Genomic DNA, 23,308 nt, shown 5'->3' with positions numbered 1-23,308 from the left:
ACAATCGCTGCATTAATTAAATGAAGAGGGAACGGTTATGAAAAAATGGAAAGTACGTGGCGCACTGGTCGCATTAGTCGTGTTGTTGGCAGGTTGTTCCAGTAACGCGCAGTATAATAGCAGTGCATCTGGCAATGTCGGCACCGCCTGGGGTGGGGATGTGCACTCAACGGTTCAGGGCGTATCTGCTGAGCGAGCCTGGCGCGATCCGGCGGAGATGATCGTTATTAGTTATTCAGCTAATGTTCCTTCCGGCTACGACCGCGTTTATAGCATTCGTATTAACGAACTGGAATATGCTATTCGCGATGCTAATTTTAATTCACTACCTATTACGCGGGTTTATGATTCATCAAATAATGAACCACGCTATATTGTCCATGCCAGAGTAGGAATGAATTATCAATTATATGTCCGCAATTACAGTCGTAACATCAACTACGAGATCGTTGCTACGGTTGATGGCCTGGATGTTCTGAACGGTAAACAAGGTTCGCTGAATAACAACGGTTATATTGTGAATGCCGGAGATTCGTTAGCGATTAAAGGATTCCGCAAAGATAAACATACCGAAGCGGCTTTTCAGTTCGCCAACGTTGCTGATTCCTACGCAGCCAATTCGGCGCAAGGCGATGTGCGTAATACCGGTGTAATCGGCTTTGCCGCCTTTGAATTACAAGGCCCGGCGCAAAACGCGCTGCCGCCGTGCTCTGGACAAGCGTTTCCGGCAGATAACAATGGCTATGCGCCGCCGCCGTGTCGGAAATAGCAACCTCGCTTGATGCCTCGCCCATTTAAGGCGATAATTAGCACAAACTTGTGTTTCGCAAATCCAACCCTTCCTCGTCGGGCCTAACGACGCGGAAGGGTTTTTTTATATCGACTTTGTAATAGGAGTCCATCCATGAGCACCTTAGGTCATCAATACGATAACTCACTGGTTTCCAACGCCTTTGGTTTTTTACGCCTGCCGATGAACTTCCAGCCGTATGACAGCGATGCTGACTGGGTGATTACTGGCGTGCCGTTTGATATGGCCACTTCTGGTCGTGCGGGGGGGCGCCACGGTCCGGCAGCTATCCGTCAGGTTTCGACAAATCTGGCCTGGGAACACAACCGCTTCCCGTGGAATTTCGACATGCGTGAGCGTCTGAACGTGGTGGACTGCGGTGATCTGGTATATGCCTTTGGCGATGCCCGTGAGATGAGCGAGAAGCTGCAGGCGCACGCCGAGAAACTGCTGGCTGCTGGTAAGCGTATGCTCTCCTTTGGTGGTGACCACTTTGTTACGCTGCCGCTGCTGCGTGCTCATGCGAAGCATTTCGGCAAAATGGCGCTGGTACACTTTGATGCCCACACCGATACCTACGCGAATGGTTGTGAATTTGACCACGGCACCATGTTCTATACTGCGCCGAAAGAAGGTCTGATCGACCCGAATCATTCCGTGCAGATTGGTATTCGTACCGAGTTTGATAAAGACAACGGCTTTACCGTGCTGGACGCCTGCCAGGTGAACGATCGCAGCGTGGATGACGTTATCGCCCAGGTGAAACAGATTGTGGGTGATATGCCGGTTTACCTGACCTTTGATATCGACTGCCTGGATCCTGCTTTCGCGCCGGGAACCGGTACGCCGGTAATTGGCGGCCTGACCTCCGATCGCGCCATTAAACTGGTACGCGGCCTGAAAGATCTCAACATCGTTGGGATGGACGTAGTGGAAGTGGCTCCGGCATACGATCAGTCTGAAATCACCGCTCTGGCTGCGGCGACGCTGGCGCTGGAGATGCTGTATATTCAGGCGGCGAAAAAGGGCGAGTAAGCGCACGGGGTAGCAAATGTGCCATTAATGTCAGATGCGGCGTAAACGCTTTATCTGACCTACGTTCGGCACCCGTAGGCCGGATAAGATGCGCCAGGCATCGCATCCGGCAATGCGCACGGGGTAGCAAATGTGCCATTAATGTCAGATGCGGCGTGAACGCCTTATCTGACCTACGTTCGGCACCCGTAGGCCGGATAAGATGCGCCAGCATCTTATCCGGTAATGCGCACGGGGTAACAAATGTGCCATTAATGTCGGATGCGGCGTGAACGCCTTATCCGACCTGGGTTCGGCGCCCGTAGGCCGGATAAGATGCGCCAGCATCGCATCCGGCAATGCGCACGAGGTAGCAAATGTGCCATTAATGTCGGATGCGGCGTGAACGCCTTATCCGACCTACGTTCGGCACCACCAGGCTTTACTTAACTCCATCTGCGCTCATACGATCGCGAATATGCTGGGCGCGTTCGGCGGATGCCGGATGGTCGTCAAACATTGAGCTTTGGCGGCCTTCTTCCAGTTTCGCCAGTTTTTCAAAGCTGGTGGCAAGGCCTGCCGGGCTGATGCCGCGTTGACGCAGCAAATCGTAGGAATAATCATCCGCCTCTGCTTCCTGGCGCTGGGAGAATTGCGAATTGACTAATTTTTCGCCCAAGTCACCGAGTTGTGATTGCGATAAACTGCCGACAATCCCGCCCGCAGAGGCCGCAGCTACTCGCACGGCATTTGTACCAAGCGCTACCTGCATCCCTTTCTTCACATGGCCTAACGCCACATGGCCCATTTCATGGCCGATCACCGCTTCAACTTCGTTATCGGTCATCATATCCATCAGCCCGCTATAGACGCGGATACAGCCGTTTGCCATCGCAAAGGCATTCACATCCTTCGCCATATACACTTTGTAATTTACCGGCTGGCCGTTGATGTTATTTCCCAGCGCATTAGCAATAGTGGTCAGACGTTTAGCGTATTCGCTACCGTCTGGCGCAATCGTCGCCTTGCTGTCCATCTCCTGGCACGCCTGATCGCTCAGGGCTTTTACCTGCGCATCGCTCAAACTGTAAGCCTGAAAAGCTTCCGCTCCTGATGAGAGCAGTCCACTGGAGTCCATATTCTGGCAACCAGTCAGTACCGTTGCCATGCTCATTGCTACCAATAAGGCGCGAATTTTCATGTTTTCTCTTCCGCACAAGGTCAGGATTATTCTAAAAATGCGCCGTTTGCAGGTGAATCGACGCTCGTCCTAAGTATAAGAAAAAGCGCAGCGGACGGGCGAGCAGATTGCGCAACATGCGAGCATGATCCAGAGATTTCTGAAACGGCAAAAGGATGTTCCATGTACATGACGCGCGGCTTGCGGTAAATTGTTGGCAAATTTTCCGGCGTAGCCCAAAACGCGCTGTCGTCAAGTCGTTAAGGGCGTGCCCTTCATCATCCGATCTGGAGTCAAAATGTCCTCACGTAAAGAGCTTGCCAATGCTATTCGTGCGCTGAGCATGGACGCAGTACAGAAAGCCAAATCCGGTCACCCGGGCGCCCCGATGGGTATGGCTGACATTGCCGAAGTCCTGTGGCGTGATTTCCTGAAACACAACCCGCAGAATCCGTCCTGGGCTGACCGTGACCGCTTCGTGCTGTCCAACGGCCACGGCTCCATGCTGATCTACAGCTTGCTGCACCTCACCGGTTACGATCTGCCGATGGAAGAACTGAAAAACTTCCGTCAGCTGCACTCCAAAACTCCGGGTCACCCGGAAGTGGGTTACACCGCTGGTGTGGAAACCACCACCGGTCCGCTGGGTCAGGGTATTGCCAACGCAGTCGGTATGGCGATTGCAGAAAAAACGCTGGCGGCGCAGTTTAACCGTCCGGGTCACGACATTGTCGACCACTACACCTACGCCTTCATGGGTGACGGCTGCATGATGGAAGGCATCTCCCACGAAGTTTGCTCTCTGGCGGGTACGCTGAAGCTGGGTAAACTGATTGCGTTCTACGATGACAACGGTATTTCTATCGATGGTCACGTTGAAGGCTGGTTCACCGACGACACCGCAATGCGTTTCGAAGCCTACGGCTGGCACGTTATTCGCGACATCGACGGTCATGACGCGGCATCCATCAAACGCGCAGTAGAAGAAGCGCGCGCAGTGACCGACAAACCGTCCCTGCTGATGTGCAAAACCATCATCGGTTTCGGTTCCCCGAACAAAGCCGGTACGCACGACTCCCACGGTGCGCCGCTGGGCGACGCTGAAATTGCCCTGACCCGCGAACAACTGGGCTGGAAATATGCGCCGTTCGAAATCCCGTCTGAAATCTATGCTCAGTGGGATGCGAAAGAAGCAGGCCAGGCGAAAGAATCCGCATGGAATGAGAAATTCGCTGCTTACGCCAAAGCTTATCCGCAGGAAGCCGCTGAATTTACCCGTCGTATGAAAGGCGAGATGCCGTCTGACTTCGACGCCAAAGCGAAAGAATTCATCGCTAAACTGCAGGCTAATCCGGCGAAAATCGCCAGCCGTAAAGCGTCTCAGAATGCTATCGAAGCGTTCGGTCCGCTGTTGCCGGAATTCCTCGGCGGCTCCGCTGACCTGGCACCGTCTAACCTGACCCTGTGGTCTGGTTCTAAAGCAATCAACGAAGATGCTGCGGGTAACTACATCCACTACGGTGTTCGCGAGTTCGGTATGACCGCGATTGCTAACGGTATCTCCCTGCACGGTGGTTTCCTGCCGTACACCTCCACCTTCCTGATGTTCGTGGAATACGCACGTAATGCCGTACGTATGGCTGCGCTGATGAAACAGCGCCAGGTGATGGTTTACACCCACGACTCCATCGGTCTGGGCGAAGATGGCCCGACTCACCAGCCGGTAGAGCAGGTCGCTTCTCTGCGCGTGACCCCGAACATGTCTACATGGCGTCCGTGTGACCAGGTTGAATCCGCGGTCGCGTGGAAATACGGCGTTGAGCGTCAGGACGGCCCGACTGCGCTTATCCTCTCCCGTCAGAACCTGGCGCAGCAGGAACGTACTGAAGAGCAGCTGGCAAACATCGCGCGCGGTGGTTATGTGCTGAAAGACTGTGCCGGTCAGCCGGAACTGATCTTCATCGCCACCGGTTCTGAAGTTGAACTGGCGGTTGCTGCCTACGAAAAACTGACTGCCGAAGGCGTGAAAGCGCGCGTGGTTTCCATGCCGTCTACTGATGCATTCGACAAACAGGATGCGGCTTACCGTGAATCTGTACTGCCGAAAGCGGTTACTGCTCGTGTTGCAGTAGAAGCAGGCATTGCTGACTACTGGTACAAGTATGTTGGCCTGAATGGCGCTATCGTCGGTATGACCACCTTCGGTGAATCTGCTCCGGCTGAACTGCTGTTTGAAGAGTTCGGCTTCACCGTTGACAACGTTGTTGCGAAAGCAAAAGCGTTGCTGTAATCGGTAAGATGCTTTGTGAGAAGGGCCGCGAAAGCGGCCCTTCAGATTATTGGCAAAGTGCGCGTTGTTCATGTCGGATGCGGCGTGAACGCCTTATCCGACCTACAAGATCGTGCAAATTCAATATATTGCAGGAAGTATGTAGGCCTGATAAGCGTAGCGCATCAGGCAGTTTTGCCTTTGCCATCATTCTCAAGGGCCGCGAAAGCGGCCCTTTTTTTACTTAGTAGAGATAAACGGAACTGTGCTACCTGGAATCATGGTATCGGGCAGCTTACCGTCCCAGCGCTCAGCAGTGGTGAGGGCAACAAGTCCGGGATTATCTCGCAGGGCTTCCCCGCGCAGGCGGATAGCTTCTGCTTCAGCCGCACTTTTTAAACGAATAGTTTCAGCTTCGGCCGCGCCTCTTACGCGAATAGTCTCTGCTTCTGCTTTGGCTGCCGCCAGTTTACTGTCTGCTTCTGCCTGGGCCTGAGTTACCGCAATTTGCGCCTGGATTTTCTCTGTTTCCAGATTTTGCTTACGCGTGGCAATGGCGACTTCTGCTTTCATTCGGTCTTCAATCGACTTTTCATAAGCGTCAGAAAAATCGATGTTTTCAATCTGGACCCCGTCAATTACCACTGGCCCAACAACGGCTTTGCGCATGGCATTTTGCAGATCCTGAACCAGTTTTGTACGATCCTGTACGGCGCTGATGGCGGTATATTGGCCGAAAACGTTCTCCAGTTGAGTTGGCAACTGACGGACAATCAGACGATCTTTTAATGCTTCAATGGTGTTGTAGGTGGTATAAACCGCGCCTGCTTCTGAAGGTTTTATGTGGAAGCTGACTGATACTGTCATTTGTGCCGGTTGCTGGTCGCGGCTGTAGGCCTGTAATCCCTGATAGACCACAGCCTGATTACGCGTGGAAATTTTCTCCACGCTTTCCATAAAAGGGATCTTAAAACCCAGACCCGGCTCGGCAACTTTTACGATTTTTCCGTAGCGCAGCAAAATGCCGCGTTCACCTTCATTAACGGTGTAATACGAGAGAAATGGCAGCACAACCACGGCAAGCACGCCAATGGCGATAGCAATAGATTTTTGTGGGCGGAATGAGGTTATTGAAACAGGTGCTTTCATGACAATCTTCCTTGAGTAAAGTGTGGGAATATGTCACATGAGGGGAGGAGAAAACAGCCGACAGGTGAGAATTCAGAATCTATAAAGGGGTATAGCGAAAAAACATTGCATTAGAAAAGTATGTTTTCGAACATTCAATAAACAAATAGAGATATGCATCACAAATACAATAACAAACAAAATATTGATTTTGTGACAAACATAACAAATACAAAGTTGACTTTAAAAATATCAATTTCATATTGTTGTTATTTAAGGTTTTATTATTTTGGTTTATGGGGTTTTTCTTCTCGCGTACCCAATTGCTTTCATTAAACCGCACGAGTATTTTATTTTTACCGCCGGACGGTACCGTAAAAATAAAATAAGGATGATTTATGCGGCTTATTGATTATTTTCCAGAGTCATCAATCTCAGTTATACATTCAGCAAAAGACTGGCAGGAAGCTATCGATTTCTCGATGGCATCATTGCTGGATAAAAACTATATCAGCGAGAATTACATTCAGGCTATTAAAGATTCCACCATTAGCAATGGTCCTTATTATATTCTCGCACCAGGCGTGGCGATGCCTCATGCGCGACCGGAATGTGGGGCGCTTAAAACCGGGATGTCACTGACATTACTCGAACGACCAGTGTATTTCCCGGGGAATGACGAACCGATTAAATTACTCATCGGGCTTTCGGCTGCCGATGCTGATTCGCACATTGGCGCTATTCAGGCGTTAAGTGAATTACTGTGCGAAGAAGAAATACTCGAACAACTCTTAACAGCAACATCAGAAAAACAATTAGCGGACATAATCAACCGCGGATAATTACTCTCTCCTCTACAGGATAATATTATGGAAAACAAGTCTGCTCGTGCAAAGGTCCAGGCTTTTGGGGGCTTTTTGACTGCAATGGTCATCCCCAATATTGGCGCTTTTATAGCCTGGGGTTTTATTACTGCATTATTTATTCCTACGGGTTGGATGCCTAACGAACACTTCGCCAAAATTGTCGGCCCCATGATTACCTATTTATTGCCCGTGATGATTGGTTCTACCGGTGGTCATCTGGTTGGCGGTAAACGCGGTGCGGTCATGGGCGGAATAGGGACGATTGGCGTTATTGTCGGTGCTGAAATTCCGATGTTCCTTGGCTCGATGATCATGGGACCCTTAGGTGGGCTGGTCATAAAATATGTCGATAAGGCACTGGAAAAACGCATACCTGCTGGTTTTGAGATGGTTATCAATAACTTCTCATTAGGTATCGCTGGGATGATTCTCTGTTTGCTGGGTTTTGAAGTCATCGGCCCGGCGGTGTTAATTGCCAATACTTTCGTCAAAGAGTGTATTGAAGCACTGGTACATGCAGGCTATCTGCCTTTGCTGTCAGTCATCAATGAACCGGCGAAAGTGCTTTTCCTCAATAACGCGATAGATCAGGGCGTCTATTATCCGCTGGGGATGCAACAGGCATCAGTTAATGGCAAATCCATCTTCTTTATGGTGGCATCCAACCCTGGGCCTGGCTTAGGGCTGCTGCTGGCATTCACTCTGTTTGGTAAAGGGATGAGTAAGCGCTCTGCACCTGGTGCGATGATTATTCACTTCCTCGGTGGGATCCACGAACTGTATTTCCCGTATGTGCTGATGAAGCCGTTGACCATTATCGCCATGATTGCGGGCGGTATGTCTGGCACCTGGATGTTTAATTTGCTGGACGGTGGTCTGGTTGCAGGCCCAAGCCCAGGTTCTATCTTTGCTTACCTGGCGCTGACGCCGAAAGGCTCGTTCCTGGCGACAATTGCCGGAGTTACGGTAGGCACGCTGGTGTCCTTTGTCATCACTTCCCTGATACTGAAGATGGAAAAAACAGTGGAGACTGAGAGCGAAGATGAATTTACCGAGTCAGCCAATGCGGTTAAAGCAATGAAGCAGGAAGGCGCATTCTCGTTAAGCCGTGTTAAGCGTATTGCCTTTGTTTGCGATGCAGGGATGGGCTCCAGCGCGATGGGCGCAACCACCTTCCGTAAACGCCTGGAAAAAGCAGGGCTGGCAATTGAAGTAAAACATTACGCCATAGAAAACGTGCCTGCGGATGCGGATATCGTCGTTACTCATGCCAGTCTGGAAGGGCGCGTGAAACGTGTGACGGATAAAACGCTGATATTGATTAATAACTATATTGGCGATCCAAAACTCGACACTTTATTTAATCAATTAACCGCCGAACATAAAAACTGATTGCAGAGGTAAAAATGAAAACCAAAGTTGCTGCTATTTATGGCAAGCGGGATGTCCGTCTGCGCGAATTTGAATTGCCAGAAATTACCGATAATGAATTTTTGGTGAGTGTAATTTCTGACAGCGTCTGTTTATCGACCTGGAAAGCGGCGTTACTCGGTAGTGAACATAAACGCGTACCCGACGATTTAGAAAATCATCCGGTCATTACCGGGCATGAATGTGCCGGGGTTATTGTCGAAGTGGGTAAAAATCTCACCGACAAATATAAAAAAGGTCAGCGTTTTGTATTGCAACCGGCGATGGGGTTACCAAGCGGATATTCAGCGGGCTACAGCTACGAATATTTTGGCGGTAACGCCACCTATATGATTATTCCAGAGGTAGCCATTAATTTGGGCTGCGTATTACCGTATCACGGCTCTTATTTTGCTGCGGCGTCGCTGGCAGAGCCTATGTGCTGCATTATTGGCGCTTATCATGCCAATTATCACACCACGCAATATGTTTATGAGCATCGCATGGGCGTCAAACCTGGCGGCAATATTGCACTGCTGGCGTGTGCAGGTCCGATGGGAATTGGCGCTATCGATTATGCCATTAACGGCGGCATACAACCGTCGCGGGTGGTGGTGGTCGATATCGACGACAAACGTCTGGCGCAGGTGCAGAAGTTGCTGCCAGTGGAGCTGGCGGCCAGTAAAGGCATTGAGCTGGTGTATGTGAATACCAAAGGGATGAGCGATCCTGTCCAGATGCTACGGGCGCTGACGGATGATGCCGGGTTCGATGACATTTTTGTTTATGCGGCGGTGCCTGCTGTTGTTGAAATGGCGGATGAATTACTGGCGGAAGATGGCTGCCTGAACTTCTTTGCCGGTCCGACGGATAAAAACTTCAAAGTGCCGTTTAATTTCTACAACGTCCATTACAACAGCACTCACGTCGTCGGTACATCCGGTGGTTCAACGGACGACATGAAAGAGGCGATTGCCCTTAGCGCCACGGGGCAGTTGCAGCCGTCGTTTATGGTGACCCATATCGGTGGCCTGGATGCGGTGCCAGAAACCGTGCTCAATCTGCCGGATATCCCCGGCGGCAAAAAACTCATTTATAACGGCGTGACCATGCCGCTCACTGCCATTGCCGATTTTGCCGAAAAAGGCAAAACCGATCCGCTGTTTAAAGAGCTGGCGCGGCTGGTTGAGGAAACGCACGGCATCTGGAATGAACAGGCCGAGAAATATCTGCTGGCGCAATTTGGCGTTGATATTGGGGAGGCCGCGCAATGATGTCCCTGGCGTGGCCATTATTTCGCGTTACGGAACAGGCAGCGTTGGCTGCCTGGCCGCAAACCGGCTGTGGCGACAAAAATAAAATTGATGGCCTGGCGGTCACCGCGATGCGCCAGGCGTTGAACGACGTCGCTTTTCGTGGGCGAGTGGTTATCGACGAGGGAGAAATTGACCATGCGCCGATGCTGTGGATTGGCGAAGAGGTGGGCAAAGGCGATGGGCCAGAAGTCGATATCGCGGTTGATCCCATTGAAGGCACGCGGATGGTGGCGATGGGGCAGAGCAATGCGCTGGCGGTCATGGCTTTCGCCCCTCGAGATAGCCTGTTACATGCGCCCGATATGTATATGAAAAAGCTGGTTGTTAATCGACTGGCTGCCGGGGTGATTGATCTGTCTTTGCCCCTGGCGGACAACCTGCGCAACGTGGCGAAAGCGTTAGGCAAACCGCTGGACAAGCTGCGCATGGTTACGCTGGATAAACCGCGCCTGAGAGCCGCAATTGAGGAAGCAACACAGCTGGGCGTGAAGGTTTTTGCCCTGCCGGATGGCGATGTCGCCGCCAGCGTGCTGACCTGCTGGCAGGATAATCCTTACGATGTGATGTACACCATCGGTGGCGCACCGGAAGGCGTTATTTCTGCCTGTGCTGTTAAAGCGTTGGGTGGGGATATGCAGGCGGAATTAATCGATTTTTGCCAGGCCAAAGGTGACTACACCGAAAATCGGCAAATCGCAGAACAGGAGCGTAAGCGTTGTAAGGAGATGGGTGTTGAAGTCAACCGTGTGTACTCACTCGACGAACTGGTGAGGGGGAACGATATCCTCTTTAGCGCTACGGGCGTGACGAGCGGCGAGCTGGTGAACGGTATCCAACAGACGGCGAATGGGGTGCGGACGCAGACATTACTGATCGGCGGCGCGGACCAAACGTGTAATATAATAGACTCCCTGCATTGATGGTGATCTATCGGAAGACGAATGGCTACGCTGACAGAAGATGATGTGCTTGAGCAACTGGACGCACAGGACAATTTATTGTCATTTATGAAAACTGCGCATTCTATTTTGCTCCTGGGGATACGCCAGTTTCTGCCGTCGCTGTTTGTCGATAACGATGAAGAGATCGTCGAATATGCAGTGAAGCCGTTACTCGCCCAAAGCGGCCCGCTTGACGATATTGATGTTGCGCTGCGTTTGATTTATGCGCTGGGGAAAATGGATAAATGGCTGTATGCCGATATCACGCACTTTTCCCAGTTCTGGCATTACCTGAACGAACAGGATGAAACGCCCGGATTTACCGATGATATAACCTGGGATTTTATCAGCAACGTCAATAGCATAACCCGCAATGCGACGCTCTACGATGCGTTAAAAGCGATGAAGTTCGCCGATTTCGCCGTCTGGTCAGAGGCGCGTTTTAGCGGGATGGTCAAAACGGCGCTGACGCTGGCAGTAACGACAACTTTAAAGGAATTAACGCCGTGAAAATCGAACTGACGGTGAATGGACTAAAGGTACAGGCGCAGTACTCTGATGATGAAATTGAGAATGTACATAAACCGCTACTGCGTATGCTGGCGGCCTTACAGGCGGTAAATCCGCAGCGACGTACGGTGGTTTTTCTTTGCGCTCCGCCGGGGACGGGTAAATCTACATTAACTACCTTCTGGGAATATCTCGCGCAACAAGACCCTGAATTACCCACTATCCAGACGTTCCCGATGGATGGTTTTCACCATTACAATAGCTGGCTGGATGCGCATCAATTACGCCCCTTCAAAGGTGCACCAGAGACATTCGACGTTGCGAAACTGGCGGAAAATCTGTGCCAGGTCGTGGAAGGGGATTGTACGTGGCCGCAGTACGATCGACAAAAACATGATCCGGTAGAAGATGCGTTGCACGTTACCGCACCAATAATCATCGTCGAAGGAAACTGGTTGTTGCTGGATGATGAGAAGTGGCGCCAGCTTGCGCAATTTTGTGATTTTTCGATCTTTATCAACGCGCCCGCAGCTGCATTGCGTGAACGGCTGGTGGGGCGCAAGCTGGCGGGGGGGTTATCGCTGGCAGACGCAGAAGCCTTTTATGAACGTACCGACGGTCCGAATGTTCGCCGGGTGCTTGAAGAGAGTCTGCCTGCAAATTTGACCTTAATGATGACGGCTACGGGTGAATATCGACGCTGCATCAGTCATATTCTGATATAAGTCAGGGTTTATGACGGCACAACGAAAAGATTTTGCTACGCTTATTCGTGATTCTGCAAAGTGGAATAAATTCCAACGCATCAGGCCGGAAAACGTGACGCAAGTCAGATAATTGTCTTCTTTGACTGGACAATCATTCCTTTTATTCCATGTTTCGCTTATCCTAGCTGAAGCGTTTCAGTCGATTAAATGTTCGACAATTAACCAATCAGTCGCAGTTTGCGACAGGTAAGGTTTCCCCGAACGATTTGCTGGATTACTCTGTCTGGCAAATTTGCTCAGGGAAAGCCTTGCAGGAGATCTATGACCGTACGCGTAGCGATAAATGGCTTCGGTCGCATCGGGCGTAATGTGGTTCGTGCTTTGTATGAATCAGGACGCCGGGCGGAAATTACCGTGGTGGCAATCAACGAACTGGCGGATGCTGCGGGCATGGCGCATTTGTTGAAATATGACACCAGTCATGGCCGTTTTGCATGGGAAGTCCGTGAGGAACGTGATCAACTTTTTGTTGGTGATGATGTCATCCGCGTATTGCATGAACGTTCACTGCAATCGCTTCCCTGGCGTGAACTAGGCGTTGATGTGGTTCTCGACTGCACCGGCGTATATGGCACCCGCGAGCATGGCGAAGCGCACATTGCCGCCGGGGCCAAAAAAGTGCTCTTTTCACATCCTGGCAGTAACGATCTCGACGCGACCGTTGTTTACGGCGTCAATCAGGATCAACTTCGTGCGGAACACCGCATCGTTTCTAACGCTTCCTGTACCACGAATTGCATAATTCCTGTCATCAAATTGTTGGATGATGCGTACGGTATTGAGTCCGGCACTGTGACTACAATTCACTCCGCCATGCACGATCAACAGGTTATTGATGCATACCATCCTGACCTGCGCCGCACCCGGGCAGCCAGCCAGTCGATCATTCCGGTCGATACCAAACTGGCCGCCGGTATCACACGATTTTTTCCGCAATTTAACGATCGCTTTGAAGCGATTGCGGTACGTGTGCCAACCATAAATGTGACGGCAATCGATTTAAGCGTGACGGTGAAGAAACCTGTAAAAGCCAATGAAGTCAACCTGTTGCTGCAAAAAGCAGCACAAGATGCATTTCATGGTATAGTTGACTATACGGAATTACCGTTGGTCTCTGTAGATTTTAACCACGATCCGCACAGTGCCATTGTCGATGGCACCCAAACCCGGGTCAGTGGCGCACACCTGATCAAAACGTTGGTCTGGTGCGATAACGAATGGGGCTTTGCTAACCGAATGCTCGACACGACGTTAGCTATGGCTACTGTTGCTTTCAGGTAAGACGCAAGCAGCGTCTGCAAAACTTTTAGAATCAACGAGAGGATTCACCATGTCTGTAATTAAGATGACCGATCTGGATCTTGCTGGGAAACGTGTATTTATCCGTGCGGATCTGAACGTACCAGTAAAAGACGGGAAAGTAACCAGCGACGCGCGTATCCGTGCTTCTCTGCCGACCATCGAACTGGCCCTGAAACAAGGCGCGAAAGTGATGGTAACTTCCCACCTGGGTCGTCCTACCGAAGGCGAGTACAACGAAGAATTCTCTCTGCTGCCGGTTGTTAACTACCTGAAAGACAAACTGGCTAACCCGGTTCGTCTGGTTAAAGATTACCTCGACGGCGTTGACGTTGCTGAAGGTGAACTGGTTGTTCTGGAAAACGTTCGCTTCAACAAAGGTGAGAAGAAAGACGACGAAACCCTGTCCAAAAAATACGCTGCACTGTGTGACGTGTTCGTAATGGACGCATTCGGTACTGCTCACCGCGCGCAGGCTTCTACTCACGGTATCGGTAAATTCGCTGACGTTGCGTGCGCAGGCCCGCTGCTGGCAGCTGAACTGGACGCGCTGGGTAAAGCACTGAAAGAACCTGCTCGCCCGATGGTGGCTATCGTTGGTGGTTCTAAAGTATCTACCAAACTGACCGTTCTGGACTCCCTGTCTAAAATCGCTGACCAGCTGATTGTTGGTGGTGGTATCGCTAACACCTTTATCGCGGCACAAGGCCACGATGTGGGTAAATCTCTGTACGAAGCTGACCTGGTTGACGAAGCAAAACGTCTGCTGACCACCTGCAACATCCCGGTTCCGTCCGATGTTCGCGTAGCGACTGAGTTCTCTGAAACCGCTCCGGCTACTCTGAAATCTGTTAACGATGTGAAAGCTGACGAGCAGATCCTGGATATCGGTGATGCTTCCGCTCAGGAACTGGCTGAAATCCTGAAGAATGCGAAAACCATTCTGTGGAACGGTCCGGTTGGCGTGTTCGAATTCCCGAACTTCCGCAAAGGTACTGAAATCGTGGCTAACGCTATCGCAGACAGCGAAGCGTTCTCCATCGCTGGCGGCGGCGACACTCTGGCAGCAATCGACCTGTTCGGCATTGCTGACAAAATCTCCTACATCTCCACTGGCGGCGGCGCATTCCTCGAATTCGTGGAAGGTAAAGTACTGCCTGCAGTAGCGATGCTCGAAGAGCGCGCTAAGAAGTAAAAAATCACAGGGCAGGGAAACCTGCCCTTGTTGCAGCGCGCTTTTAAAGCACGCACTTTTTCATACTCTAAATAATTCGAGTTGCAGCACAGCAACTTGAGGTATGGCGAGTATAAGGCCCGACGATACAGGACAAGAGACATGTCTAAGATTTTTGATTTCGTAAAACCTGGCGTAATCACTGGTGATGACGTACAGAAAGTTTTCCAGGTAGCAAAAGAAAACAACTTCGCACTGCCAGCAGTAAACTGCGTCGGTACTGACTCCATCAACGCCGTACTGGAAACCGCTGCTAAAGTTAAAGCGCCGGTTATCGTTCAGTTCTCCAACGGTGGTGCTTCCTTTATCGCTGGTAAAGGCGTGAAATCTGACGTTCCGCAGGGCGCTGCTATCCTGGGTGCGATCTCTGGTGCGCATCACGTTCATCAGATGGCTGAACACTATGGTGTTCCGGTTATCCTGCATACCGACCACTGCGCGAAGAAACTGCTGCCGTGGATCGACGGTCTGCTGGACGCGGGTGAAAAACACTTCGCTGCTACCGGTAAGCCGCTGTTCTCTTCTCACATGATCGACCTGTCTGAAGAATCTCTGCAAGAGAACATCGAAATCTGCTCTAAATACCTGGAGCGCATGTCCAAAATCGGCATGACTCTGGAAATCGAACTGGGTTGCACCGGTGGTGAAGAAGACGGCGTGGACAACAGCCACATGGACGCTTCTGCACTGTACACCCAGCCGGAAGACGTTGATTACGCATACACCGAGCTGAGCAAAATCAGCCCGCGCTTCACCATCGCAGCTTCCTTCGGTAACGTACACGGTGTTTACAAGCCGGGTAACGTTGTTCTGACTCCGACCATCCTGCGCGACTCTCAGGAATATGTTTCTAAGAAACACAACCTGCCGCACAACAGCCTGAACTTCGTATTCCACGGCGGTTCCGGTTCTACTGCTCAGGAAATCAAAGACTCCGTAAGCTACGGTGTAGTTAAAATGAACATCGATACCGACACCCAATGGGCGACCTGGGAAGGTGTACTGAACTACTACAAAGCGAACGAAGCTTACCTGCAGGGCCAGCTGGGCAACCCTAAAGGCGAAGATCAGCCGAACAAGAAATACTACGATCCGCGCGTATGGCTGCGTGCCGGTCAGACTTCGATGATCGCTCGTCTGGAAAAAGCATTCCAGGAACTGAACGCGATCGACGTTCTGTAAGATATTCCTCTCTGCTTATCTCAAGGCCCGCTCTGCGGGTCTTTTTTTCGCCAAAAGCAAAATTGCCTGATGCGCTACGCTTATCAGGCCCACACGTATCCTGCAATATATTGAATTTGCAGGTTTTTGTAGGTCGGATAAGGCGTTCACGCCGCATCCGGCATGACAAAGCGCTCTTTGTCATCTGTCTGAGGCCCGCTCTGCGGGTCTTTTTTTCGCCAAAAGCAAAATTGCCTGATGCGCTACGCTTATCAGGCCTACAAGTGTCCTGCAATATATTGAATTTGCAGGTTTTTGTAGGTCGGATAAGGCGTTCACGCCGCATCCGGCATGACAAAGCGCACGTTGTCATCTGTCTGAGGCCCGCTCTGCGGGCCTTTTTTTCGCCAAAAGCAAGGTGATGTACTTAAGAAATCTGTGATCTATTTGGCAAAATTATGCTTTATTGTTTACCCTTGTCAGACTGCCCGTCGTGAGGCGGCGGAGTATGTTTCTCCAATTTAAGTCAGTTGAAAAGGAATATTGAATGGAAGATTTGAAAGTTGTCGATAGCATAAACGGCGCAGGATCCTGGTTGGTAAACAACCAGGCGCTGTTGCTGAGTTATGCTGTAAACATCGTGGCGGCACTCGCGATCATCATCGTTGGTTTGATTATCGCGCGGATGATTTCCAACGCGGTGAATCGCCTGATGATCTCCCGTAAAATCGATGCCACCGTTGCTGATTTTCTTTCTGCATTAATCCGTTACGCAATTATCGCCTTTACGTTAATTGCAGCACTGGGCCGCGTGGGCGTACAAACCGCATCGGTCATTGCCGTACTCGGTGCCGCAGGTTTAGCTGTAGGTCTGGCCTTGCAGGGGTCACTATCTAACCTGGCTGCTGGCGTTTTGCTGGTTATGTTCCGCCCGTTCCGTGCAGGAGAATATGTTGACCTCGGCGGCGTTGCCGGTACTGTTCAGAGTGTGCAGATTTTCTCCACCACCATGCGTACCGCAGACGGTAAAATGATTGTTATTCCGAACGGTAAAATTATTGCCGGTAATATTATTAACTTCTCTCGTGAGCCGGCGCGCCGTAACGAATTTATTATTGGCGTAGCGTATGATTCTGATATCGATCAGGTTAAGCAGATCCTGACCGATATTATTCAGTCCGAAGATCGTATTTTAAAAGATCGTGAAATTACAGTACGCCTGAACGAACTGGGCGCATCGTCGATTAATTTCATCGTTCGTGCCTGGAGCAACAGTGGCGATCTGCAAAACGTGTACTGGGATGTGCTGGAACGTATTAAACGTGAATTTGATGCTGCTGGCATCAGCTTCCCGTATCCGCAAATGGATGTGAACTTCAAGCGGGTGAAAGAGAGCAATAGTTAATTATGTAATGAGGGCTTATCAAGGTGATAAGCCCTCGTTTTTTAACAACTAAAATCAAATTTCATATTTTTAAAGTCCAGCCAGGCATTACCTGCACCGAAATTATACCCACCGAAATACTCTTCAAACTCAATATAATAAGGCGACATTCCGTTTGGTATAGACTGCACGAGCGCCATTGAACCACCGAGATGATTGGGCAGATGTGCACTATGCCACTGGTGAGTTTCACATTTACTTTTTCCCTCTGCATCTTTAGAAAAATATCGAATGGACTGATATTCCGTATTATTTCTTTCTGTGGGGCTAATTCCCGCATTAGGATCAAAAGCGCGCGGCTCGCATGAAATCGCCAGATTGAAAGCCAGCGACTGCTCAGGAATGGTGCCCATTTTACGGTATACAAAATTGCTTTCAGGCGTATCTTTTGGCCTGACGTTAGCCTGAAAATAACTAAACGCACTGCCAATAGTCAGCCATTCTGGCGTATCTTGCTGGTCGCGATAGTGGTTAGGTATAAGTTCAGGCGGCTCACAAAATGGGCCGTTGAACTCGTGCTGGGTGAGTAAAATCACCGCATAAGAACAGCCTAATATATCTTCCATCCGAAATAGCCGTGGATGTCGTTGCTTTTCTGCCTGCCAGAAAACATAAAGATCTGGATCTTCAGGTGGGGGGCAGGATTCAAAATTCTCAAACACATCCAATATTTCTTCTGTACATGGTGTTCCGCCATCGTTGTGCTCGGGCGCAACAGCAAAGAAAGATAACGCGACAATCTCTGGCCCATAAATCCGATAATCTTCCGGCAACAGCAGGGTAAATCCATGATTCAATGGGAAACCATTATTTGGATCCAGCGGCCACTGTTCGGGCGTTATGCCTGGCGGTAGGCCAAAGCACCAACCTTGTTGGCGCGGTATATTTTCGTAGATAGGGTAGGGGAGAAGAGTGAGATCATAGGCTTGCATAGTGTTAGTCCTTTACAACGCTAGCAGGAAAGAGAGCCATAACGCCGTTTATGTTATGGGGGAATGATGAGATCTTTATCCTAAAATCAGTTACCGAATAGAATTATTTATTTTTTTATTAAAATTATTTATATGCTATTAGCATTATAAATTTTATCTAATAACAATCCCGCGCTATAGTCTCTTTATCAGATAATCAGTTCGGAATATTCAACGTGTTTTCTTATTATTTTCAAGGTCTTGCACTTGGTGCTGCTATGATTCTGCCGCTTGGCCCGCAAAATGCTTTTGTGATGAATCAGGGCATTCGTCGTCAGTACCACATTATGATTGCTTTGCTCTGCGCGATAAGCGATTTGGTCCTGATTTGTGCCGGGATTTTTGGTGGTAGCGCGTTATTGATGCAGTCACCGTGGTTGCTGGCGCTGGTGACCTGGGGCGGTGTGGCCTTCTTGCTGTGGTATGGCTTTGGTGCTTTTAAAACGGCGATGAGCAGCAATATTGAGCTGGTCAGTGCTGAAGTCATGAAGCAAGGCAGATGGAAAATTATCGCCACCATGCTGGCGGTGACCTGGCTGAATCCACATGTTTACCTGGATACCTTTGTGGTATTAGGCAGCCTGGGCGGACAGCTTGATGTAGAACCAAAACGCTGGTTTGCGCTCGGGACGATCAGTGCCTCTTTCCTGTGGTTTTTTGGTCTGGCGTTATTAGCCGCCTGGCTGGCGCCGCGTTTGCGTACCGCCAAAGCGCAGCGCATTATCAATCTCGTGGTGGGCTGCGTTATGTGGATTATCGCCCTACAACTGGCGAAAGAGGGTGTTGCTCATGCACAAGCCTTGTTCAGTTAGGCGCTATCTGATGGAAAAATAAAACAGAGACGCTAAGCTTGCCTCCAGAGGTCCTGAATTTTGGGCAAGTCAATTAACACGGAGAGACTAACGTGAAGTTCAAAGTTATCGCCCTGGCGGCATTGATGGGTTTCAGCGGGATGGCTGTGCAGGCCAATGAACTACCGGATGGTCCGCACATTGTCACTTCAGGAACGGCAAGCGTTGATGCGGTGCCAGATATCGCTATTCTTGCTATTGAAGTTAACGTGACGGCGAAGGATGCCGCTTCTGCCAAGAAGCAGGCGGATGAGCGTGTCGCGCAATATATTTCTTTCCTTGAACTCAATCAGATCGCGAAAAAAGATATCAGTTCCGCGAATTTGCGTACCCAGCCAGACTACGATTACCAGGATGGTAAAAGTATCCTGAAAGGCTATCGTGCCGTGAGAACGGTGGAAGTCACGCTTCGTCAGTTAGACAAACTGAATTCCTTGCTGGATGGCGCGCTGAAGGCCGGGCTCAACGAAATTCGTTCTGTGTCGTTGGGCGTGGCACAGCCAGATGCCTATAAAGACAAAGCGCGTAAGGCTGCAATTGATAACGCGATTCATCAGGCTCAGGAGCTGGCGAACGGCTTTAATCGCAAACTGGGGCCGGTATATAGCGTGCGCTACCATGTTTCCAATTATCAGCCCAGCCCAATGGTACGCATGATGAAAGCCGATGCCGCGCCGGTTTCCGCCCAGGAAACTTACGAGCAGGCCGCTATTCAGTTTGATGATCAGGTCGATGTGGTCTTCCAGTTAGAACCAGTGGATCAACAACCCGCTAAAACACCTGCCGCACAATAATACCTGTAGCCCGACTCATTTGTCGGGCTAATGTCTTTATCTGATATCGCCTCTTTTTTCTGTAATTTTCTGTAAAACCATGACGTAAACACCTATCTTTGCTTGCGATTTCATTAAGGATTAACTTACTGAAACGGTTAAGCGGACAGGGATGTTTGGAGGAAGCGGCGATGGATATTTTTATTTCGAAAAAGATGCGCAATTTTATTTTATTAGCGCAAACCAATAATATTGCCCGAGCGGCAGAAAAGTTACATATGACTGCTTCACCGTTCGGCAAAAGTATTGCCGCGCTAGAGGAGCAAATTGGTTATACATTATTTACCCGTAAAGATAATAACATCAGCCTTAATAAAGCCGGGCAGGAGCTTTATCAAAAGCTCTTCCCGGTTTACCAACGGCTTTCTGCTATCGATAATGAAATTCATAATTCCGGACGTCGCTCTCGTGAAATTGTGATTGGTATCGATAATACCTATCCGACGATTATTTTTGATCAGTTAATTAGCCTGGGTGATAAGTATGAAGGCGTGACGGCCCAGCCGGTTGAATTCAGCGAAAATGAGGTTATCGACAATCTCTTCTATCGTCAGCTTGATTTTATTATCTCTCCGCAGCATGTTTCCGCTCGTGTACACGGGTTGGATAATCTAACAATGAGTGAACTGCCGCCGCTGCGACTGGGGTTTCTCGTTTCTCGCCGTTATGAAGAGCGTCAGGAGCAGGAGTTGTTACAGGAGTTGCCCTGGTTACAGATGCGCTTTCAAAACCGTGCTAATTATGAAGCGATGATTGATGCGAACATGCGCCCTTGTGGGATCAATCCAACAATTATTTATCGCCCATACAGTTTTATGGCCAAAATCAGCGCCGTTGAGCACGGACATTTTCTTACGGTGATCCCACATTTTGCATGGCGGCTGGTGAACCCAGCTACGTTGAAATATTTTGATGCACCGCATACGCCAATGTATATGCAGGAATACCTTTATTCACTGAAAAATCATCGCTATACCGCCACGCTGCTACAGCAAATTGCTGAAGATCGTGACGGTACGAGCGATTAACCTAGCATTGAGCCCGTTTCGATCAAATTACGATGCAGATCGAAAACGTGGCTAAGATCGTGGTGAATATGCCCGCCGGGTGCATTCTCCAGATAGCGATGCAGATAGTCACGGTACATCGGATGTGCGCAGTTATCGATGATAGTGCGCGCGCGCTGAAGTGGAGAGAGGCCACGTAAGTCGGCGATCCCTTGTTCTGTGACGATCACTTTCACGCTGTGTTCGCTGTGATCAACATGGCTGCACATAGGCACGATGGTTGAGATCTTGCCTTCTTTAGCAATCGACGGTGCCATAAAGATCGACAGATACGCGTTGCGTTCAAAATCACCGCTACCGCCGATACCATTCATTAAATTAACGCCGACGACGTGCGTGGAGTTGGCGTGTCCGTAAATATCAAACTCGAGGCCGACATTCAGAGCGATAACACCAAGGCGGCGGATAATTTCTGGGTTATTGGAAATTTCTTGCGGACGTAACACAATGCGACTGGCGAAGTAATCCATATTGGCGTAAATCTTGCGCAGTGAATCGGCAGAAATTGTCAGACTGGAGGCGCTGGCCCCGGTAATTTTGCCGGTTTCCAGAAGATGAACCACAGACTCCTGTAGCACTTCCGAATACATCATAAACGGAGGAATTTCCGGGTTTTCCCCCAGACGCGCCATTACCGCATTATTGATGTTGCCTACCCCGCTTTGCAGTGGCAGAAATTCCCGTGGAATACGCCCCTGCGCCATTTCACGCAACAAGAAGGTGACCACATTGTCGGCGATTTGCTGGCACACAGGATTTTGTTTATCCAGCGAGTTACCTGCATCAGGTAAGTTAGTTTCCACGACGGCGACAATTTTTTTCGGATCGATTTGTACATAGCGGGTACCGACGCGATCCATCGCATGGAAGATCGACACGCTATTGCGCCGCGGTGGTGCGCCAGGAGTCACAATATCCGCCAGTTCTGCAACGCGCGGATCGTGATAATGATTGAGTTCAATGATCACTTTCTTTGCGCGCAGCAACCAGGTCGGGGCATTACCGATCCCACTGGTTAACCAGACGCGACCATCCGGAGCGAGGGCTGAGGCTTCAATTACCGCAACATCGATGTCGCCGAAAAAGCCGTAGTTGACCATTTGCGCAACTTCGCTCAAATGCAGATCAACAAAACTAACCGATCCCTGATTGATCTTTTTACGCAATCCCGATGATGTCTGGTATGGCGCGCGCCATGAAACGGCGTCAGCTTCAGAGAGTATGTCATCGGCGGCAGCGCTAATCGACGCTCCGGTCAGCAGGCGAATTTGATACGGTTTTTTCGCCTCATGTTGTTCATTGGCGCGACGGGCAATGGCAACAGGAAGAGCCTTGGGCGAACCTGCAGGGGTAAAACCACTGAATGCCACCATATCGTTGTGCTGGATAATTTCCGCCGCTTCATCGGCGGTCATCCTTGTCCGGGTAATATTCATCCTTTGCTCCTTAGTTCGTGGATCATTAATGACCGACGAAATTAGGTTTACGTTTTTCCAGGAAGGCGTTCATACCTTCCTGATAATCTTCGCTGTCATAAACCGCCCGGCGCATCCCTTGAATACGCTCAAATTCATCTGAATTCATAGTGTGCGCTTCACCCAACACGCGCAGCTCTTCCTTGATTACTGCAATGGCTAACGGTGCTTTTTCGGAAATGTGGTGAGCCATTTGTAAGGTGAAATCTTCCAGTTCATCGGCCTCAACAACGTGGTTAAGAATGCCAACAGCCAGCGCGCGTTGGGCGGTGATTGGCGAAGCGGTAAAAATCAGCTCTTTGACAATGTGGAAGCCCGCGTCGCGAGTCAGGTTGTGGATCCCCACCAGGTTATACGGTACGCCCAGGTTGACTGGCGTCATTGAGAAGGTAGAGGTACTGGCGGCGATGATCAGATCAGAGCTCATGATCATTTCAAATGCGCCACCCCAGACGCTACCTTCGACCATCGAAATTACTGGTTTAGGGCATTTTTGGATCACGCGGGTAATTTGACGTAGCGGATCATCGTAAGAGAGCGGATCGCGACCTCCTGACGGCAACTCATGAATGTCGTGACCTGCGGAAAAGACTTTGGAACCACTTGGGGCACGCAGAATGATGCAGCGGATTTCTGGACGATTGAGATCGTTTAATGCCTGAATCAGGTCATCAATAAAGACTTTACTTAACGCATTGAGTTTGCGGGCATAGTTAAACTCAATGACCGCCACTTTGTTGATGATGGCTACATTAACATACTGATAAGACATAAAAATTCCC

At 50.0% G+C, this 23,308-nt stretch carries 21 protein-coding genes; 16 read left to right on the top strand and 5 right to left on the bottom strand.

What is annotated here, in order from left to right; genetic code table 11:
* Positions 1 to 37 precede the first annotated feature (37 nt).
* Entirely contained in the window at positions 38 to 769 is a 732-nt protein-coding gene (locus FEK46_RS00570; protein ID WP_135559235.1) for a hypothetical protein, read from the top strand.
* Positions 770 to 904: 135 nt separating this feature from the next.
* On the top strand, positions 905 to 1,825 hold the full coding sequence (speB, locus tag FEK46_RS00565; RefSeq protein ID WP_000105566.1) for an agmatinase: 921 nt from the start codon (positions 905 to 907) through the stop codon (positions 1,823 to 1,825).
* A 421-nt stretch (positions 1,826 to 2,246) separates the two neighbouring features.
* Here the strand turns inward: speB and loiP are convergent, their stop codons facing one another.
* Positions 2,247 to 3,005: a metalloprotease LoiP gene (loiP, locus tag FEK46_RS00560; RefSeq protein ID WP_135410372.1), complete on the bottom strand. Its 759-nt coding sequence runs from the start codon at positions 3,003 to 3,005 to the stop codon at positions 2,247 to 2,249.
* A 277-nt stretch (positions 3,006 to 3,282) separates the two neighbouring features.
* On the opposite strand from loiP, the gene tkt reads away from it, so the two are divergent.
* Positions 3,283 to 5,274 carry a transketolase gene (tkt, locus tag FEK46_RS00550; protein WP_000098613.1) on the top strand — a complete coding sequence of 664 codons (1,992 nt, stop codon included), beginning with the start codon at positions 3,283 to 3,285 and terminating at the stop codon, positions 5,272 to 5,274.
* Between the two features lie 219 nt (positions 5,275 to 5,493).
* Here tkt and FEK46_RS00545 read toward each other — a convergent pair whose 3' ends face one another.
* A complete protein-coding gene (locus FEK46_RS00545; RefSeq protein ID WP_000646923.1) occupies positions 5,494 to 6,402 on the bottom strand; it encodes a prohibitin family protein in 909 nt (302 codons plus the stop codon).
* A gap of 377 nt (positions 6,403 to 6,779) precedes the next feature.
* Between FEK46_RS00545 and cmtB the strand changes: the two genes are divergently transcribed.
* The 10 genes from cmtB to mscS all read left to right on the top strand — a co-directional run bounded on the left by cmtB (position 6,780) and on the right by mscS (position 17,290).
* The gene (gene cmtB, locus FEK46_RS00535) at positions 6,780 to 7,223 is read left to right on the top strand and encodes a PTS mannitol transporter subunit IIA (RefSeq protein WP_135407789.1); all 444 of its coding nucleotides are present in this window, start codon (positions 6,780 to 6,782) and stop codon (positions 7,221 to 7,223) included.
* A gap of 27 nt (positions 7,224 to 7,250) precedes the next feature.
* Positions 7,251 to 8,639: a PTS mannitol transporter subunit IICB gene (gene cmtA / locus FEK46_RS00530; RefSeq protein ID WP_135559236.1), complete on the top strand. Its 1,389-nt coding sequence runs from the start codon at positions 7,251 to 7,253 to the stop codon at positions 8,637 to 8,639.
* Positions 8,640 to 8,653: 14 nt separating this feature from the next.
* A complete protein-coding gene (locus tag FEK46_RS00525) occupies positions 8,654 to 9,931 on the top strand; it encodes a zinc-binding dehydrogenase (RefSeq protein WP_135559237.1) in 1,278 nt (425 codons plus the stop codon).
* Complete coding sequence (glpX, locus tag FEK46_RS00520; RefSeq protein ID WP_135559238.1) at positions 9,928 to 10,893, top strand: class II fructose-bisphosphatase; 966 nt, start codon at positions 9,928 to 9,930, stop codon at positions 10,891 to 10,893. Before FEK46_RS00525 ends, glpX begins: the two co-directional genes overlap by 4 nt.
* Before the next feature lie 21 nt (positions 10,894 to 10,914).
* Positions 10,915 to 11,424, top strand: a complete 510-nt coding sequence (gene fumE, locus FEK46_RS00515) for a fumarase E (RefSeq protein WP_130207875.1) — start codon at positions 10,915 to 10,917, stop codon at positions 11,422 to 11,424.
* Positions 11,421 to 12,149 carry a nucleoside/nucleotide kinase family protein gene (locus FEK46_RS00510; RefSeq protein ID WP_135559239.1) on the top strand — a complete coding sequence of 243 codons (729 nt, stop codon included), beginning with the start codon at positions 11,421 to 11,423 and terminating at the stop codon, positions 12,147 to 12,149. Before fumE ends, FEK46_RS00510 begins: the two co-directional genes overlap by 4 nt.
* Before the next feature lie 303 nt (positions 12,150 to 12,452).
* Entirely contained in the window at positions 12,453 to 13,472 is a 1,020-nt protein-coding gene (gene epd / locus FEK46_RS00505) for an erythrose-4-phosphate dehydrogenase (RefSeq protein ID WP_130207871.1), read from the top strand.
* Between the two features lie 49 nt (positions 13,473 to 13,521).
* A complete protein-coding gene (gene pgk / locus FEK46_RS00500) occupies positions 13,522 to 14,685 on the top strand; it encodes a phosphoglycerate kinase (protein WP_135407780.1) in 1,164 nt (387 codons plus the stop codon).
* A 141-nt stretch (positions 14,686 to 14,826) separates the two neighbouring features.
* Positions 14,827 to 15,906 carry a class II fructose-bisphosphate aldolase gene (gene fbaA / locus FEK46_RS00495; RefSeq protein ID WP_000034372.1) on the top strand — a complete coding sequence of 360 codons (1,080 nt, stop codon included), beginning with the start codon at positions 14,827 to 14,829 and terminating at the stop codon, positions 15,904 to 15,906.
* A 526-nt stretch (positions 15,907 to 16,432) separates the two neighbouring features.
* Complete coding sequence (gene mscS / locus FEK46_RS00490; protein WP_135559240.1) at positions 16,433 to 17,290, top strand: small-conductance mechanosensitive channel MscS; 858 nt, start codon at positions 16,433 to 16,435, stop codon at positions 17,288 to 17,290.
* Between the two features lie 41 nt (positions 17,291 to 17,331).
* On the opposite strand, the gene FEK46_RS00485 is transcribed toward mscS, so the two are convergent.
* Positions 17,332 to 18,261: a hypothetical protein gene (locus tag FEK46_RS00485; protein ID WP_135559241.1), complete on the bottom strand. Its 930-nt coding sequence runs from the start codon at positions 18,259 to 18,261 to the stop codon at positions 17,332 to 17,334.
* Between the two features lie 215 nt (positions 18,262 to 18,476).
* Here FEK46_RS00485 and argO point away from each other — a divergent pair, with 215 nt between their 5' ends.
* The 3 genes from argO to FEK46_RS00470 all read left to right on the top strand — a co-directional run bounded on the left by argO (position 18,477) and on the right by FEK46_RS00470 (position 21,012).
* Entirely contained in the window at positions 18,477 to 19,112 is a 636-nt protein-coding gene (gene argO, locus FEK46_RS00480; protein ID WP_130207865.1) for an arginine exporter ArgO, read from the top strand.
* A 92-nt stretch (positions 19,113 to 19,204) separates the two neighbouring features.
* The gene (locus FEK46_RS00475; protein ID WP_064529765.1) at positions 19,205 to 19,945 is read left to right on the top strand and encodes an oxidative stress defense protein; all 741 of its coding nucleotides are present in this window, start codon (positions 19,205 to 19,207) and stop codon (positions 19,943 to 19,945) included.
* A 170-nt stretch (positions 19,946 to 20,115) separates the two neighbouring features.
* Positions 20,116 to 21,012: a LysR family transcriptional regulator gene (locus tag FEK46_RS00470; RefSeq protein ID WP_130207863.1), complete on the top strand. Its 897-nt coding sequence runs from the start codon at positions 20,116 to 20,118 to the stop codon at positions 21,010 to 21,012.
* On the opposite strand, the gene scpC is transcribed toward FEK46_RS00470, so the two are convergent.
* Both scpC and scpB read right to left on the bottom strand, forming a co-directional pair.
* Positions 21,009 to 22,487 (bottom strand): propionyl-CoA:succinate CoA transferase, encoded by a 1,479-nt coding sequence (scpC, locus tag FEK46_RS00465; protein WP_135559242.1) that lies wholly within the window; start codon positions 22,485 to 22,487, stop codon positions 21,009 to 21,011. The genes FEK46_RS00470 and scpC overlap by 4 nt on opposite strands.
* Positions 22,488 to 22,512: 25 nt before the next feature.
* The gene (scpB, locus tag FEK46_RS00460; RefSeq protein WP_130258048.1) at positions 22,513 to 23,298 is read right to left on the bottom strand and encodes a methylmalonyl-CoA decarboxylase; all 786 of its coding nucleotides are present in this window, start codon (positions 23,296 to 23,298) and stop codon (positions 22,513 to 22,515) included.
* Positions 23,299 to 23,308: the final 10 nt, after the last annotated feature.

The sequence above is a fragment of the Escherichia sp. E4736 genome, assembly GCF_005781225.1.
Taxonomy (GTDB): domain Bacteria; phylum Pseudomonadota; class Gammaproteobacteria; order Enterobacterales; family Enterobacteriaceae; genus Escherichia.
Note: the sequence above shows the minus strand (reverse complement) of the source record. Positions and strands in the feature narration are given on the sequence as shown.

What these genes read in the sequence shown, in the direction of transcription:
- fbaA (WP_000034372.1), top strand. Translation starts at nt 14,827, where the DNA reads ATGTCTAAGATTTTTGATTTCGTAAAACCTGGCGTAATCACTGGTGAT.
- FEK46_RS00545 (WP_000646923.1), bottom strand. Translation starts at nt 6,402, where the DNA reads ATGAAAGCACCTGTTTCAATAACCTCATTCCGCCCACAAAAATCTATT.
- mscS (WP_135559240.1), top strand. Translation starts at nt 16,433, where the DNA reads ATGGAAGATTTGAAAGTTGTCGATAGCATAAACGGCGCAGGATCCTGG.
- FEK46_RS00525 (WP_135559237.1), top strand. Translation starts at nt 8,654, where the DNA reads ATGAAAACCAAAGTTGCTGCTATTTATGGCAAGCGGGATGTCCGTCTG.
- scpC (WP_135559242.1), bottom strand. Translation starts at nt 22,487, where the DNA reads ATGAATATTACCCGGACAAGGATGACCGCCGATGAAGCGGCGGAAATT.
- FEK46_RS00470 (WP_130207863.1), top strand. Translation starts at nt 20,116, where the DNA reads ATGGATATTTTTATTTCGAAAAAGATGCGCAATTTTATTTTATTAGCG.
- fumE (WP_130207875.1), top strand. Translation starts at nt 10,915, where the DNA reads ATGGCTACGCTGACAGAAGATGATGTGCTTGAGCAACTGGACGCACAG.
- speB (WP_000105566.1), top strand. Translation starts at nt 905, where the DNA reads ATGAGCACCTTAGGTCATCAATACGATAACTCACTGGTTTCCAACGCC.
- loiP (WP_135410372.1), bottom strand. Translation starts at nt 3,005, where the DNA reads ATGAAAATTCGCGCCTTATTGGTAGCAATGAGCATGGCAACGGTACTG.
- tkt (WP_000098613.1), top strand. Translation starts at nt 3,283, where the DNA reads ATGTCCTCACGTAAAGAGCTTGCCAATGCTATTCGTGCGCTGAGCATG.
- scpB (WP_130258048.1), bottom strand. Translation starts at nt 23,298, where the DNA reads ATGTCTTATCAGTATGTTAATGTAGCCATCATCAACAAAGTGGCGGTC.
- pgk (WP_135407780.1), top strand. Translation starts at nt 13,522, where the DNA reads ATGTCTGTAATTAAGATGACCGATCTGGATCTTGCTGGGAAACGTGTA.
- cmtB (WP_135407789.1), top strand. Translation starts at nt 6,780, where the DNA reads ATGCGGCTTATTGATTATTTTCCAGAGTCATCAATCTCAGTTATACAT.
- epd (WP_130207871.1), top strand. Translation starts at nt 12,453, where the DNA reads ATGACCGTACGCGTAGCGATAAATGGCTTCGGTCGCATCGGGCGTAAT.
- glpX (WP_135559238.1), top strand. Translation starts at nt 9,928, where the DNA reads ATGATGTCCCTGGCGTGGCCATTATTTCGCGTTACGGAACAGGCAGCG.
- FEK46_RS00570 (WP_135559235.1), top strand. Translation starts at nt 38, where the DNA reads ATGAAAAAATGGAAAGTACGTGGCGCACTGGTCGCATTAGTCGTGTTG.
- cmtA (WP_135559236.1), top strand. Translation starts at nt 7,251, where the DNA reads ATGGAAAACAAGTCTGCTCGTGCAAAGGTCCAGGCTTTTGGGGGCTTT.
- FEK46_RS00485 (WP_135559241.1), bottom strand. Translation starts at nt 18,261, where the DNA reads ATGCAAGCCTATGATCTCACTCTTCTCCCCTACCCTATCTACGAAAAT.